Here is a 14,896-nt window from a genome sequence, read left to right as displayed (position 1 = left end):
GTTATATTTCCTGCGTGCCTGCATTCACAGTCCGCACGTGAAGGATGCTCGTTTCTGGATCAAATTCAATTGTTCTACCACTTGAGCCTCCTGTATCTTCTGCCACAATTTGAATAGAATATCTCTTCAATTCTTGTTTAACGGCTTCTACATTACGCGGTCCAATACGAATCGTATCACTGGAGCCGAACTGAAACATTTGAGCACCGCCAGCGATTTTCGCCTTTATACTAAATGGACGAACACCTTGTGCTTTTAACATTTCAATCATAGCGTGAATTCCTGTATCTGCAAATTTTGCAACGTTTAATTGTGTGGACTTGCCTAATTGACTGTCTGGCAACATGACATGTACCATTCCACCAATCTTTTTTGTAGAATCATACAATACTACACCTACACAAGAACCTAATCCTGACGTACGGATAGTTTGGGGCGTTTTAGCAATATTCATATCAGCGATACCCACACGTATTACAGTTTTTGTATTTTGCATTTATAATACACCTAAAGAACTGAATATCGTTCGATACGATGGCGGATCGGGTAATAAGAAGAAATGTCCCGCTAAACTCGAGATGCCTAGTTCCCCTTCTTGCAAAATTTCAGTTTCAATCACAATTACTTCGTCACTATACTGCGAAACTTCGATCAATCCAAAACTAACGATAGCTCCTACCATGTCCACACTTAATGAAGGAACAGTAGGGTATATTTTTAACGAAGTAAAATCGGATAAAGCTGATAAATAAGACCCCGACAGGATATTCCCTAATTCTTGTAAAGCGGAAGCGCCTAGACCTAGTTCTTCTACCGCCGCGAATTCAAATTCCATGTCTCCTGTTAGTTTACGAATAAATTGCGTGGCAGATTCAAGCGTCAGCACAAAAAACATACTCCCCGTTAAATCTCCCTCAATTCGTAAAAAGATTCCAGCAACAACTTTTTCAGTTCCACCTGCCAACTCAAACATTTCATCAAATGTGACTAACGCTACATTCGGCACGCGCATATCAATTTTATGACCTAAAAGTTGTGACAGCGAGGTGGCTGCGTGAGCCGCACCTATATTGCCAATTTCTTTTAATACATCTAAATGCATTTCGGTAATGTCGAGATTAGAATTCATCTGTATTCACCTTCTTAATCGGTTGAAGTACTTTTTCTAAATTCAACATGACGAGCAATCGTTTGTCTACTTTTGCGACGCCTGAAATGAATTCTGATTCTACAGAACCTACTACTTCAGGTTGCGGTCCAATTGCGCTTGTCGGTACATCCATTACATCATTCGCATCATCTACGATTAATCCTACTTCGGATTCTGCATGAGAAACAATAATAATACAACTGGATTCATCAAATTCCTTTGGCTCCATATCAAAGCGCTCACGTAAATCGACGACGGGCGTTACTACTCCGCGCAAGTTTAAAACTCCTTTTACGTAAGAGGGCATTCTTGGAACACGAGTAATAGTTAAGGATTTTTCTATAGACTCAACGACATCAAGTCCAATCGCATATTCTTTATTCATCAGTTGGAAGACGATCACTTTCATATCACTTACTTCACTCATATTTGTCATATGTTTCGTCACCTCCATTATTTAATCAGTGCATTGCAGTCAACGATTAGTGCTACCTGTCCATTGCCCAGAATGGTGGCACCAGATATAGCAAAGACACTCTGTAAATAATTGCCGAGTGACTTTAAAACAATTTCTTGTTGTCCAATGAATGAATCAACAACTAACCCTGCTAAACTTTCACCTTTACGGACAATTACAATCGATTGGAAAGCATCTTCTTCAGATGTCTTATTCTCCATTTCAAAAATTTCTTTCAGATCGACTAACGGTACAATCGTTCCTCTAAAGTCAATAACAGGCTGATTATGCGCGTTTAGAATATCGGACTTCTGTATAATCGCTGTTTCAATAATAGAAGAAAGAGGAATTGCGTAAATCTCCTGGTCTAGCTCTACTAACATTACTGAAATAATAGAAAGAGTGAGAGGTAGTTGAACTTGGAATAGAGAGCCTTTGCCTTCTGTCGAATCAATAGATATATGTCCGCCTAGAGATTCAATCGTATTTTTCACTACGTCTAACCCTACTCCACGACCGGAAACATCCGTAATGGACGCAGCCGTTGAAAATCCTGATGCTAAAATCAATTCTGCTACTTGTTTATTTGACAGTGCAGCTGCAGCTTCTTCACTTACAATTCCTCTTTCAATCGCTTTACCTACTACACGTTCACGATTGACGCCCGCACCATCATCTTCTAACTCGATAAATACGTGATTGCCCGAATGATACGCACGTAAAGTCACTGTTCCTTCTTCAGGCTTACCATTTGCAAGGCGGACTTCCGGACTTTCAATTCCATGGTCTAAAGCATTTCGGATTAAGTGAACAAGCGGATCGCCTATTTCATCGATTACCGTTCGGTCTAATTCTGTTTCTGCTCCAATTATTTCTAAGTTTATTTTTTTATTTAAATCTCGTGCCAATTGACGAACCATTTTAGGGAATCTGTTAAATACTGTTTCAACAGGAACCATTCGCATATTCAAAATAATATTTTGCAGGTCACCCGATACTCTAGTCATTCGTTCTACTGACTCGTTAAGTTCCGGATTGTGCAACTCACTGGCGATAGACTGAAGACGCCCGCGGTCAATAACCAATTCTTCAAATAAATTCATTAAAATATCTAAGCGATCGATATTTACTCGAATGGTTTTATTTGAAGTAGAGGGGGATGGTTTTTTATTTTTCCCTGCTTCTTTTGGTTCAACTTTAGGTTTTTCAGTTTTCGCAGGAAGTGTTGCAGGTTGCGGTGCCTCTTCAGGCTGAACGTCTTCTTGTTCAAGCGCTGTTTGTTTATATTTTTGTACGTACTCGTCTGTAATATGCGTAATATGTACATCTTCTATTTCGGACACTTTCATTACTTTCGCTGTTAGCTCTTCAGCATCTTCATGTGTTAACAGAACAATGGTAAAATTTTGATCAAATTCTTCATTTTCGAGTTTTTCTACAGTCGGCACTGTTTTAATCACTTCACCGGATTTTTCCAATATCTCAAATGTCATGAACACTCTTGCGACTTTTAATAAACAGTCTTCACGTAATTGGACAGTAATTTCTAATGCGTTAAATCCTTGCTCAGATGATTGCGAGATAACAGTTAATTCAAATTCGTCGTAATGAATGCCAGATGACGTGATTACTTCAACGGGCGCTTCATCCGTCGTGACTGCAGTAGAATTCTTTGCTAAGTCGAGGGGTTGTCCCGCCTCGATACGGTTTAACATATCGACTAGTTTGCTAACGTCTTTTTTACCATCTCCACCTGCTTCTATATCTAATACCATTAATTCCAGATCATCAGCAGCTTCAAAAACTACGTCTAAAATTTCTGTCGTTACATGGATTTTAGAATTTCGAATGGCATCTAGTACGTTTTCCATCTTATGCGTTAAATCTGCAATATCTTCGTAGCCCATTGTCGCCGACATCCCTTTTAATGTATGGGCTGCCCGAAATATTTCATTGACAATCGCTAAATCATCGGGATTATTTTCCAATGCAAGCAATTGTTCATTACATGCTTGCAAGTGTTCTTTACTTTCTTCGATGAACATATCCAAATACTGATTTACATCCATTGTAAAGCCCCCTAGTTACTTCAAATTTCCCAATATCGCATCCGCTATTTGTTGAACATCTTTCACTTCATCGCTTAGCCCTGCTTCAATTACTGCTTTTGGCATCCCATACACTACTGACGTGTTTTTAGATTCTGCTATCGTAACTGTTTTGCATGAAGCTCTCAACAGCTCCATTCCTTCTTTTCCATCGTACCCCATGCCTGTCATAATAACTGTGACGAAATCGAGTTCTTTATGAGTTGCTGCCGATTCTAATAAGACATTCACCGCTGGCCGATGACCTGCGCGCGGTGCTTCTATTCCATCCAACAGTATTTGGTAACCTGCCATCGTTTTTTCAAATTTCATATGTAGGCCACCTGGAGCGATATAGGCTGTACCGCTCTCTATTAGTTCACCGTTCGTAGCTTCTTTCACTACAATTTCACTTAATCCATTTAACCGCTCAGCAAGTGACTTTGTAAAACCAGGCGGCATATGCTGTACTATTAAAATAGGTGAAGGAAAGTCCGCTGGAAGCCTAGTAATTACTTCTTGTAAGGCTCGAGGCCCCCCCGTCGATGTACCTATTATAACAAAAGTTTTGGGTCGTTGTCCTTTATTCTTTGAAAAGTTTACTAAACTAGTAGTAGATACATTGTCAGGTCTCGCTATATCGTTTACTTCAATTTTTTTCTTCGGTATTATAGCTCTCGGTCTCACGGGTGTAATCTTTCTAGTCAGTGTTTGAATACCGACATTTGACGCTGCAAACACTTTCTCTACTATTTCCTTTTCAATCTCATGTAAATTTAAAGAAATAGCCCCGCCTGGTTTCGCAATTACATCGACTGCTCCATACTCAATGGCTAATACAGCATTTTCAGTATTATGTTTTGTTGTACTTGATAAAATGACAACAGGTATCGGGTGATTGACCATAATTTCTTTTAACGCAGTTAAGCCATCCATTACCGGCATTTCAATATCCATCGTGACTACATCTGGTTGAAGATCCTGCACCTTTTCGACTGCATCTTTTCCATTTCTAGCTATTCCGACAATTTCCATCATAGGATGTTTATTTATCATGTCAGAAATCAACTTCCTCATAAAGGCCGAATCATCAACGACTAACACTCGTTTTTTTCTGCCTGTTATCAAGTCAGCCACGCCCCTTCTGAAAAATACTTTTTATTTTATTTAAGAATCCAGAAGTTTCTATTGAAGTGCCTGGCTGTTCGCCAAGTAAATATGTTTCTGTAATTTCTTTCATACGCTTGCTAATCTGAGCATTGGGATATAACTTCACAAAAGGAGTCTGGGCAATAACTGCATTCCTGACGTTTACATCATCAGGCAAAAAACCTAGTATTGTTGTTTCTGCGGATAAGAATTTTCTCATGGCGAGCTGTAAACGTGCCACTGAATCTCTACCTTCTTCTTCTTTTATCACTCGGTTACTGACGATATGAAATGCTTTATCAGCATCCTGCATGCAAATATACTTCATCATAGAGTAAGCGTCAGTTATAGATGTCGGTTCAGGCGTAGAAATTAAAATAATTTCATCTACTGCCAGTATTAAATCGATTGAGCTTTTGTTTGCTCCCGCTCCCATGTCGAATAAAATTACATCATATTCAGTTTGGAGCATCGTAAAGCCATCGATTAAACGGTCGAACATCGGCTTTGACCATTCTAACACCGTATCAAGTCCAGATCCCCCCGCAATGAAAGCTAAACCTTCTTCTACAGGAGTGACTACCTCATGTAGCGTTTGTGAACCGCTCAAATAGTCGTTTAAACTATATGTTGGCGTTGCACCAAATAAGATATGTATATTCCCCATACCAATATCCATGTCAACAATTAAAACTTTCTTACCTTTGGCTAGTAATGAATAGGAGAAATTAGCGGTAAAGTTAGATTTCCCAACTCCTCCTTTGCCACTAATAATTGCTGCGGAACGTGCTGTTTTCTCAAGATTCATTAACATTTTTAAACGTAACGCTTCGGCTTGATCATGCATGTGAATCACCTGCTAGTAAAAGTGAAAAAACTTTCTCGAAATCAGCCTCTGCAATATCTTCAGGTACTTCCTGGCCATCTGTATAATATGCCGTTCCTATATTATATTTAAGCATCAAGTTGATCATTGCACCGACAGAATTTGTTTCATCCGTCTTCGTGAAGATAAATTTTTCTATAGGGAATTTTTGGAAACGTTGCACGATAATGTCCATATCTTGCTCTTTGGACGTAGTAGATAATACAAGAAACGTCTCCATATCAAGCGAGAAGTCTACTAGTTTCTTTAAATCATCTACGAATTTCGCTTCTTTGTAATTTCGTCCTGCTGTATCTATAAAAATTAAATCGCGATCCGCTAATTTTTCAATTGCCGCTCGGAAGTCTGTGGCATTGTACGCGATTTCTACTGGCGCTTGAAGTAGATTCGCATATGTTCGTAATTGTTCTATAGCTGCTATGCGATACGTATCTGTTGTAATAAAACCGATCTTCTTTTTCTCTTCCAATAGTGCACGAGCTGCAATTTTAGCAATTGTCGTCGTTTTTCCAACACCTGTGGGTCCTAGCACGTTAATATATTTTTTTTGATAACTAATTCCTCCCATAGGAACGCCATGCAACTTATTTACAAACCATTCTTTCATAAGGGCAACTTGTGCAGTTTCATCAAAATCTTCTTTATCTTGTTTCATTCTCTGGAAAATTGTATCACCGATTTGTGAAATATATTCTTGTGCCAGCCCCTGACTTCGAAGACTAGACAGCAAAGGAAGTAACTCATTGGGATATTTTTCAAATGTATGATTAGTATTTTGCATGTCATTAATTAATCTTTTAATTTCCCGAATTTCTTTTTGGAGCTGTGCTGTAGTTTCTACTACAGCCGCAGTTTGAGCAACAGAATACGCAGATGATTCAGGAGTTCTTTTTTCACTCTGTTTATCAAAACCTGCAACTACTTCTACAAACTTCTTTTGAAACAATCCGAAAAACCCTTTAGTTTTCATGACTTGAGAGCTAAGAATAACTGCATCCTCACCAAAATCTTCCCGGACTTGCTTCATAGCCTCAACCATAGTAGCTGCAGTATACTTTTTCATTTTCATTAAATATCCACCACCCCTACACTTTGGACTTCTACAGATGCTTCGAGTTCATTATAAGACAATATAGGTATTTGAGGGAAATAGCGCTCTGTTATTTGTCTTACATACATTCGAACAGCAGGTGAGCATAAGATGATTGGTGATTGATCTAGCAACGCTACACGTTCTACTTCCTGTGCAATTCGCTCCAGAATAGTTTGGGATTGGCTTGGATCAATGGATAAAAAGTTACCTTGTTCCGTTTGCTGAATACTATCTGCAATCAACTTTTCCACTTTCCCTGAAACCGTCAATACTTTTAGTGCTTCATTGCCGTTCACATATTGACCTGTAATTTGTCTAGCCAATGATTGTCTAACATATTCCGTTAATACATCTACATCTGATGTGTATTTGGAATAATCAGCCAATGTTTCGAAAATGATAGACAAATTCCGAACTGATACTTGTTCACTCAATAATTTAGCAAGAACTTTTTGAATTTCTCCTATTGATAACGGTGTAGGTGTCAATTCATCTACTAAAATCGGATAAGTCTCATGGACATGGTCTACTAGCTGTTTCGTCTCTTGGCGGCCGAGCAAGTCAGCGGCATGTGCACGGATTACTTCTGTTAGATGTGTAGAAACGACACTAGGCGGATCGACAACTGTATAGCCCATAATTTCGGCGTCTTCTTTTGTTTCTTCTGTAATCCATTTAGCTGGGAGCCCAAATGACGGTTCGATTGTATCAATCCCATCAATTAAGTCTTCACCGCCAGGACTCATTGCTAAGTAGTGATCCAGCAGTAACTCTCCTCGTGCCATTTCATTACCTTTAATTTTAATTCTATATTCATTTGGTTGAAGTTGAATGTTATCACGAATCCGCACGACCGGAATAACGAGTCCAAGTTCAATAGCTAACTGGCGTCTAATCATGACTACCCTATCTAACAAATCTCCCCCTTGTGTCGCATCAACAAGTGGGATTAGTCCATAGCCGAACTCAAACTCAATTGGATCGACGTTAAGTAAATCCACTACATTTTCAGGGCGTTTCAATCCTTCTGTTTCTACATCCTGTTCCATTTCCAGTAACTCGTCTGGGTCTTCTTCTGGTTTTCGGGACATCATAAACGCACCAGTAGCAAGTGCAGCTGCAATAGGAATAGTTAGGACGTCGTTAATCGGTGTAGCTAGACCTAGTAATAAGATCGTAATTGCTGCAACATATAATAGCTTCGGTTGTCCTAACAACTGGTTTGTAATATCCGTCCCCAAATTCCCTTCAGAAGCCGCGCGTGTTACGACAATACCGGTAGCCGTCGATATAAGAAGAGCCGGTATTTGAGATACGATTCCGTCCCCTACCGTTAAGGTAGAGAATTGGACAGCGGCTTCCGCAAACGGTAACCCCATTTGCACAACACCTATAATCATTCCGACTAATAAGTTAATCATAACAATGATAATACCGGCAATGGCGTCCCCTTTAACGAATTTCGTCGCACCATCCATTGCACCATAGAAATCCGCTTCATTACTCACTTTTTCACGTCGTTGACGAGCTTCTGTATCGGAAATCATTCCCGCATTTAAATCCGCATCAATACTCATTTGCTTTCCTGGCATCGCGTCCAATGTAAAACGTGCCGCTACTTCAGACACACGTTCCGAACCTTTAGTAATAACAATAAATTGAATGATTATTAAGATGACGAAAACAACTAAACCAACGATAATATTTCCACCTGTAACGAATGTACCGAATGTATCAACAACTCCACCGGCATTTCCTTCAGAAAGAATAGCACGTGTTGTGGAAACGTTCAAACCTAGTCGAAATAAAGTGAGTAATAGCAATAATGACGGAAAAATGGAGAATTGCAGCGCTTCTTGCATATTCATCGCAGTTAATAGAACCATTAAACCGAGTGTAATATTAATAATGATTAAAAAACTTAATAGCCATGGGGGTAAAGGTATGACGAGCATTGCAATGATCATAATAACCGCTGCAAGTACTCCAATATCTTTAAACTGCATCCTACCCCTACTTTCTTATTTCACTTATATTTTCCTTTGAATACGATAAACATATGCTAAAATTTCAGCGACCGCCTTAAAGAATTCTTCAGGTATTCGATCTCCTATTTCAACTTGGTCGTACATCGATCGTGCAAGAGGGCGATTTTCTACCATGACAATATCATGCTCTTTTGCGATCATTTTAATTTTTTGTGCTACAAAATCTGCGCCTTTAGCAATAACGATTGGTGAATCCATTTGCTCTTCATCATACTTTAAAGCAATTGCAAAGTGTGTAGGATTTGTAATTACTACATCTGCTTCTGGAATTTCTTGCATCATCCGTCGCATCGCCATTTCGCGCTGTCGTTGCTTAATTTTTGATTTTATTAAAGGATCTCCATCCATATTTTTATATTCATCTTTAATATCTTGTTTAGACATTTTCAGATTTTTTTCATAGTCAAATTTTTGATACAGGAAATCTAATATTGAAATAAACAGTAATACGAGTGAAGCAATGATTCCCATCATTCCTACTAATTTAGCAATCGTAAGTAGCGTCATTTGCGGCGTACTGAATGCCAAATCTAACACTTTACCGAAGTTCATCCAAATGACTAATGTCGTGACAGTACCGATAAAAGATATTTTAAGTACAGACTTTAATAGCTCGACGATTGCTTTTATAGAAAAGATTCGTTTTAATCCTTTAATCGGATCAATCTTTTTTAAATCGAATTTTAATGTTTCACCAGTAAATAATAAACCGAATTGTAGTAAGTTGGCTGCAACACTAGCGATAACAGCTATGACCATAATCGGTAATAAAATAATAGCCATTTGTTTTATGATACTCATATAAACTAGCATGACTTGATCTTCATTCATCGTATGTATAGGTATAAAATGCGTAAAGGATTCACGGAAAAACACAAAGAAGTTATCTCGCATAAACCCCGCTGCGAAAAACATAAAAATAAATACCGAGAGTAACACGATGGCACTAGTTACGTCTTGGCTTTTAAGAACTTGCCCTTTTTTTCGAGAGTCTTGTCTCTTTTTTGGGGTGGCTTTCTCTGTTTTCTCGCCTGCGAAAAACTGCAAATCAAGCGTCAGCAACAATTCAGCCACCTCCTAGCAAGACCATTACGTCTCTCATAGTAATAATCATAATTTCAAATAACTTTTTCATAAGTATAATAAATACACTGGCAATCGTAAGAAGCACGATAAAACTTACACCGATTTTTATCGGGAAACCGACAACGAAAATATTTAACTGTGGAACGGCTCTCGCAGTTATACCGAGCGCAAGATCCACGAGAAATAACGTGGCTACTACAGGAATGGCCATTTGAAACGCAAGTGCAAAGGCTCTAGCAAATGTTAACACGATAAACTCTGCCATTTTGGCGTCTCCAAACGGCGGCCATAATTCATTAATCGGAACAAATTCATAACTGTAAAATATGCCATCCAATAACATGTGATGACCATTGATCGCAAGTAATAACAACATAGCTAGAGAATTAAGAAATTGTCCCAGCAATGGTGACTGTGCCCCTGTCTGCGGGTCGATTACGTTGGCAATCGCAAAACCCATTTGGAAATCAATGAATCCACCCGCTACTTGAATGGCCGACATAATAATAAAAGCGGCAATGCCAATAGACAAGCCGACTACTGCTTCTTTTATTACGAGTAGTATAAACTGACCGTCAATTTCCAATGCCGGCATGTTGACTGAATAAGACATCATCCACGCAAGTAGCGCAGCGAATAGTAGTCGTTGCGTTGGTGGGATAGTCCGATATGAAAATAGCGGCAGCGTAACAAAAAATGCAGTAATCCGCGTCAAAATTAATAAAAATGCTGGTAATGATGGAATGATATCATTCATTCCATCACCCGATATACCTAGAAAGATTAGAGAATATATCGCTCGCATAGTTCGTTACTCGTGATAACATCCAAGGACCAAAGAAAACAATAGCGACCATAACTGCTATGATCTTAGGAACGAACGCTAATGTCTGTTCTTGGATTTGTGTGGTGGCTTGGAAAATACTAACTCCGAGCCCTGTCAACAATGCTACGATCAGGAGAGGTCCTGAAGAGAGAAGAATCACCCAAATTGACCGCTCAGCAATGGAAATTACAAATTCACTCGTCATTCAACTACCTCCCTAAAAGCTTTGTAACAAAGACTGGATAATTAAATACCAACCATCTACTAAAACAAACAATAAAATTTTAAAAGGCAATGAAATCATTACAGGTGGTAGCATCATCATACCCATCGACATTAGTACACTGGCAACTATCATATCAATGACTAGAAATGGAATAAAAATCATAAAACCCATTTGAAAGGCAGTCTTGATTTCACTTAATGCAAAAGCAGGAACCATCATGGTCAAAGGAATATCTTCAATCGTCTCAGGTCGTTCCATTTCATTGTAACGTAGAAACAGCTCTAAATCTTTCTGTCGCGTATGCTCACTCATGAACTCTTTAAATGGACCACTTGCCCGTTCATATGCTTCATCTAAACTAATTTCTTCGTCAAATAAAGGCGTCAACGCTTCCTCATTTACTTGGCTTAGAACGGGAGCCATTATAAAAAATGTTAAAAATAATGCTAGTCCCACGAGTACTTGGTTAGGTGGCATTTGTTGTGTAGCCAAAGCTGTTCTGACAAATGATAGCACAATAATGATACGTGCAAACGATGTCATTAAGATCAAAATTGCCGGAGCTAACGATAATACAGTTAGAAGAAGCAACATCTTTATAGATGTGGAAACGTTAGTCGGGTCACTGCTCGAGAACGAATTTAAAAAATCAGCCATCCCGGTCGCTCCCTTTCTCCTTCAAACGATCTATCTGTTGCTTACGATCTGCTCTAATCTCTTCCATTTTTGATGTGAATAATGAGCTGAAATCAGAAGTTTCTTTATTAGTGCCTGAATTTATTTTAGAGAAAAAACGTTCATATAACTGTGACATAATACCTTTTCGAACTTCGCTGCCTTCTTGATCATACCGAGCAAGCAAGTCTGCAATTTCGTCCGGATCTTCTATTTCACGCAATAGTTGAACGTTTTCACCCACACCAACAACAAAATAATGATTTCCCATTTTCACTAATTGAATAGACTTGTGCTGACCAAGAGGTACTCCGCCTAAATTAGTCATTAAACGATTTTGGTCAAACGTGCGATTTCGCTTATTCATGAATCGAAGCAACCATAAAAGTAACCCGATTACAAAGATAAAAGCAAGCAATGTTCGTATATAATCCCATGCCGTAAGACCCGTAGGAGTTATTTCCGTTACGTCATCAGTCGATTCAGCCGGTTCGTTTATTTGGTCTTTGGTAGAATCTTTTGAACTACAATCCACGCCTTTGCCTATACAGTCTGAAACACTTATGTCAGGATCTGTATCTGCATGAGCCAATGGTGTGAAAACAACACACAGAAAGAATACTAGTAACCATTTGGTAAAGTTTTTTTGTTTCATACGCTTCTTTAGCTCAGCGCTTTATCAATTGCTTCAATAACACGGTCAGCTTGGAACGGTTTCACTATAAAGTCTTTTGCTCCTGCTTGGATTGCATCAATTACCATTGCTTGTTGGCCCATAGCGGAACACATAATAATAGTTGCGGTCGGATGTGTACTCTTGATCGCTTTTAGTGCAGCGATTCCATCCATTTCAGGCATAGTGATATCCATAGTCACCAGATCCGGTTTCAACTCGTTATATTTCTCGATCGCCTGTGCCCCGTCAGCTGCTTCTCCAACCACTTCATAATTATTTTTTGTTAAAATATCTTTGATCATCATGCGCATAAATGCAGCGTCGTCTACTACTAAAATTCTTTTTCCCATGTATATTCCCTCCAAGTATCTTCTATCGTAAATTATTAATTCGATCCATCTGACTAAGGATGTCCGTTATGCGAACTCCAAAGTTCTCGTCAATGACTACTACTTCCCCTTTAGCAATATAGCGATTGTTCACTAGAATATCGACAGGTTCTCCAGCTAACTTGTCTAGTTCAATAATCGAACCTCCAGACATTTCTAGTATCTCTTTCACAGAACGTTTCGTACGTCCTAATTCTACTGTTACTTGGAGTGGTATATCAAGTAGCATATTTAAATTATTTGATTCTTCTTTGCTTAAACTAGGTGATTGAAAACTGGCAAACTCTGCTTGTTGAACTTGAACTTGCGGCTGAGCGGGCCTAGAAGCCGGTGGTGCTTGATAAGACGGTTCTGGTTGTGGCACTGATTGCGGAGCCGGTTGTTGATATTCGGGCTCTGGTGGTGCAACGGGCGGCGGTGAAGAAACTTCACGTGTCGGCTCGACTTCAGTTAGTGTCGCGGCTTCTTCCTCTCCCATTAAAGATGATACTAACTTTTTCCCGAACTCCAGAGGAAAGAGTTGCATAATATTAGAATCAATCAATTCACCTACTTTTAAATTGAACGATACACGAATTAGCAAATTATGCGCGGGGATATGTTCTGTCCCTTGGTCCAGCTGAATATTCATTAAATCGATAGTTGGCGGTGAAATATCTACTTTTTTATTAAAAATCGTAGACATAGAAGTGGCAGAAGAACCCATCATTTGATTCATCGCTTCTTGAACAGCACTCAAATGAATATCACCTAACTCTTCATTAGGAGCTGTACCGTCTCCACCCAGCATAAGATCTGCAATAATTGCTGCATCACTTTGCTTAATAACTAATAAATTCGCTCCACTTAAACCTTCAGTATATTCCACTTTTATCGCTACATACGGATGTTTGAATTCTTGATCGATTTCATCACGATTAATGATAGTTAACGTCGGGGTTGTTATATCTACTTTTTGTCCAAGCAATGCCGAAAGAGCAGTTGCAGAACTACCAAATGAAATATTCCCCACTTCACCGAGTGCGTCTTGCTCCATTTCCGTCAGATAATCATTAATATTTATCTCTGTTGTTTCTGGCTCAGCTGGTTCAAGAGTTTCACCACGCAATAATGCTTCAATTTCTTCTTGTGAGAGAATATTATCACTCATCATCCTCATCCCCTCCGGACATCAATGTCTCCAGTATTTGAACAGCCATCCGATTACGCATTTTGCCTGGTTGAGCAGTGAATTTCGGTGTTTCTCCTACGCGAATCGTCAGCGGATCATCAATTTTAGTATCCAGCGATATGACATCTCCCGCTTGTAGATAAAGGAAGTCTTCAACAGAAATCTCGCCATTCCCTAATTCAGCAATTATTGGCAATGATGCCTGCTTTAAGCGCTTTTCCAATAAAACGCTCTGTTCAGGTGTAGGCTCCTTTTTGTTTGTTTGCATCCAGTAACGAACAGATAAGTTTGGAATAATCGGTTCTAGTACTACGTGCGGTATACAAATATTAATCATTCCGCTTGATTCACCAATGACGATATTGAACGAAATAACGATAACTGTTTCATTAGGCGATATCATTTGTAGAAATTGTGGATTGACTTCCATTTCCGCAAGATATGGGTCAATGTCAATTAACCCAGACCAAGCTTCACGTAAATTATCAAAAGAGCGTTCAAACAAATTCGTCAAAATCTTCGTTTCAATCTCTGTCATATTATCTACTTTTCCAGAACTAGAACCAAATCCACCCATCAACCTTTCTAGCATGGAATACGCCACATTCGGGTTAACTTCCATCAATATATTCCCTTCAAGCGGAGAAACATCGAATATATTGATCAATGTCATGTGAGGAATGGAACTAATAAATTCTTCAAACGGTATTTGATCTACCGAAACAACGTTAATTTGAATATATGTACGCAACTGCGCTGAAAAATAAGTCGTTAATAACCTTGCGAAGTTTTCATGGATTCTCGTCAAACTACGGATTTGGTCTTTAGAAAAGCGCAATGCACGCTTAAAATCATATACACGGACTTTTCTAGTTTCTTCTTCTTTTTTCATTTCTTCTGCTGACATTTCACCCGTAGATAATGCAGAAAGCAACGCATCTATTTCATTTTGCGACAGAACATCTCCAGACACTGAC

16 protein-coding genes are annotated in these 14,896 nt (G+C 39.0%); all 16 read right to left on the bottom strand.

What is annotated here, in order from left to right; translation table 11 throughout:
* Position 1: 1 nt before the first annotated feature.
* The 16 genes from DV702_RS02705 to fliM all read right to left on the bottom strand — a co-directional run bounded on the left by DV702_RS02705 (position 2) and on the right by fliM (position 14,892).
* The gene (locus DV702_RS02705) at positions 2 to 496 is read right to left on the bottom strand and encodes a chemotaxis protein CheD (protein ID WP_114923344.1); all 495 of its coding nucleotides are present in this window, start codon (positions 494 to 496) and stop codon (positions 2 to 4) included.
* Positions 497 to 1,129 (bottom strand): chemotaxis protein CheC, encoded by a 633-nt coding sequence (locus tag DV702_RS02700; protein ID WP_114923343.1) that lies wholly within the window; start codon positions 1,127 to 1,129, stop codon positions 497 to 499.
* Positions 1,119 to 1,586: a chemotaxis protein CheW gene (locus DV702_RS02695; RefSeq protein ID WP_114923342.1), complete on the bottom strand. Its 468-nt coding sequence runs from the start codon at positions 1,584 to 1,586 to the stop codon at positions 1,119 to 1,121. The genes DV702_RS02700 and DV702_RS02695 overlap by 11 nt, the downstream gene beginning before the upstream one ends.
* Before the next feature lie 17 nt (positions 1,587 to 1,603).
* On the bottom strand, positions 1,604 to 3,676 hold the full coding sequence (locus DV702_RS02690; protein WP_114923341.1) for a chemotaxis protein CheA: 2,073 nt from the start codon (positions 3,674 to 3,676) through the stop codon (positions 1,604 to 1,606).
* Positions 3,677 to 3,691: 15 nt separating this feature from the next.
* Positions 3,692 to 4,750, bottom strand: a complete 1,059-nt coding sequence (locus DV702_RS02685) for a protein-glutamate methylesterase/protein-glutamine glutaminase (protein WP_240315671.1) — start codon at positions 4,748 to 4,750, stop codon at positions 3,692 to 3,694.
* Positions 4,751 to 4,823: 73 nt separating this feature from the next.
* Complete coding sequence (locus tag DV702_RS02680; RefSeq protein WP_114923339.1) at positions 4,824 to 5,690, bottom strand: MinD/ParA family protein; 867 nt, start codon at positions 5,688 to 5,690, stop codon at positions 4,824 to 4,826.
* On the bottom strand, positions 5,683 to 6,798 hold the full coding sequence (gene flhF / locus DV702_RS02675; protein WP_114923338.1) for a flagellar biosynthesis GTPase FlhF: 1,116 nt from the start codon (positions 6,796 to 6,798) through the stop codon (positions 5,683 to 5,685). Before flhF ends, DV702_RS02680 begins: the two co-directional genes overlap by 8 nt.
* Positions 6,798 to 8,828 carry a flagellar biosynthesis protein FlhA gene (flhA, locus tag DV702_RS02670; protein ID WP_114923337.1) on the bottom strand — a complete coding sequence of 677 codons (2,031 nt, stop codon included), beginning with the start codon at positions 8,826 to 8,828 and terminating at the stop codon, positions 6,798 to 6,800. The genes flhF and flhA overlap by 1 nt, the downstream gene beginning before the upstream one ends.
* 24 nt (positions 8,829 to 8,852) lie before the next feature.
* Positions 8,853 to 9,944, bottom strand: a complete 1,092-nt coding sequence (gene flhB / locus DV702_RS02665; protein WP_114923336.1) for a flagellar biosynthesis protein FlhB — start codon at positions 9,942 to 9,944, stop codon at positions 8,853 to 8,855.
* Positions 9,937 to 10,713, bottom strand: a complete 777-nt coding sequence (gene fliR / locus DV702_RS02660) for a flagellar biosynthetic protein FliR (RefSeq protein WP_114923335.1) — start codon at positions 10,711 to 10,713, stop codon at positions 9,937 to 9,939. The genes flhB and fliR overlap by 8 nt, the downstream gene beginning before the upstream one ends.
* A gap of 4 nt (positions 10,714 to 10,717) precedes the next feature.
* Positions 10,718 to 10,987 (bottom strand): flagellar biosynthesis protein FliQ, encoded by a 270-nt coding sequence (fliQ, locus tag DV702_RS02655; RefSeq protein WP_114923334.1) that lies wholly within the window; start codon positions 10,985 to 10,987, stop codon positions 10,718 to 10,720.
* Between the two features lie 12 nt (positions 10,988 to 10,999).
* Positions 11,000 to 11,665, bottom strand: a complete 666-nt coding sequence (gene fliP, locus DV702_RS02650; RefSeq protein WP_114923333.1) for a flagellar type III secretion system pore protein FliP — start codon at positions 11,663 to 11,665, stop codon at positions 11,000 to 11,002.
* A complete protein-coding gene (locus DV702_RS02645) occupies positions 11,658 to 12,338 on the bottom strand; it encodes a flagellar biosynthetic protein FliO (protein ID WP_114923332.1) in 681 nt (226 codons plus the stop codon). The genes fliP and DV702_RS02645 overlap by 8 nt, the downstream gene beginning before the upstream one ends.
* 8 nt (positions 12,339 to 12,346) lie before the next feature.
* Positions 12,347 to 12,709 carry a response regulator gene (locus DV702_RS02640; protein ID WP_114923331.1) on the bottom strand — a complete coding sequence of 121 codons (363 nt, stop codon included), beginning with the start codon at positions 12,707 to 12,709 and terminating at the stop codon, positions 12,347 to 12,349.
* Positions 12,710 to 12,731: 22 nt separating this feature from the next.
* Positions 12,732 to 13,898, bottom strand: coding sequence for a flagellar motor switch phosphatase FliY (gene fliY, locus DV702_RS02635; protein ID WP_114925812.1), 1,167 nt, complete (start codon positions 13,896 to 13,898; stop codon positions 12,732 to 12,734).
* Positions 13,891 to 14,892, bottom strand: coding sequence for a flagellar motor switch protein FliM (gene fliM, locus DV702_RS02630; protein WP_114923330.1), 1,002 nt, complete (start codon positions 14,890 to 14,892; stop codon positions 13,891 to 13,893). The genes fliY and fliM overlap by 8 nt, the downstream gene beginning before the upstream one ends.
* Between the last annotated feature and the right edge of the window lie 4 nt (positions 14,893 to 14,896).

Origin of the sequence: Sporosarcina sp. PTS2304 (assembly GCF_003351785.1) — a bacterium.
Lineage (GTDB): Bacteria > Bacillota > Bacilli > Bacillales_A > Planococcaceae > Sporosarcina.
This window is presented reverse-complemented; position numbering and strand designations above follow the sequence as displayed.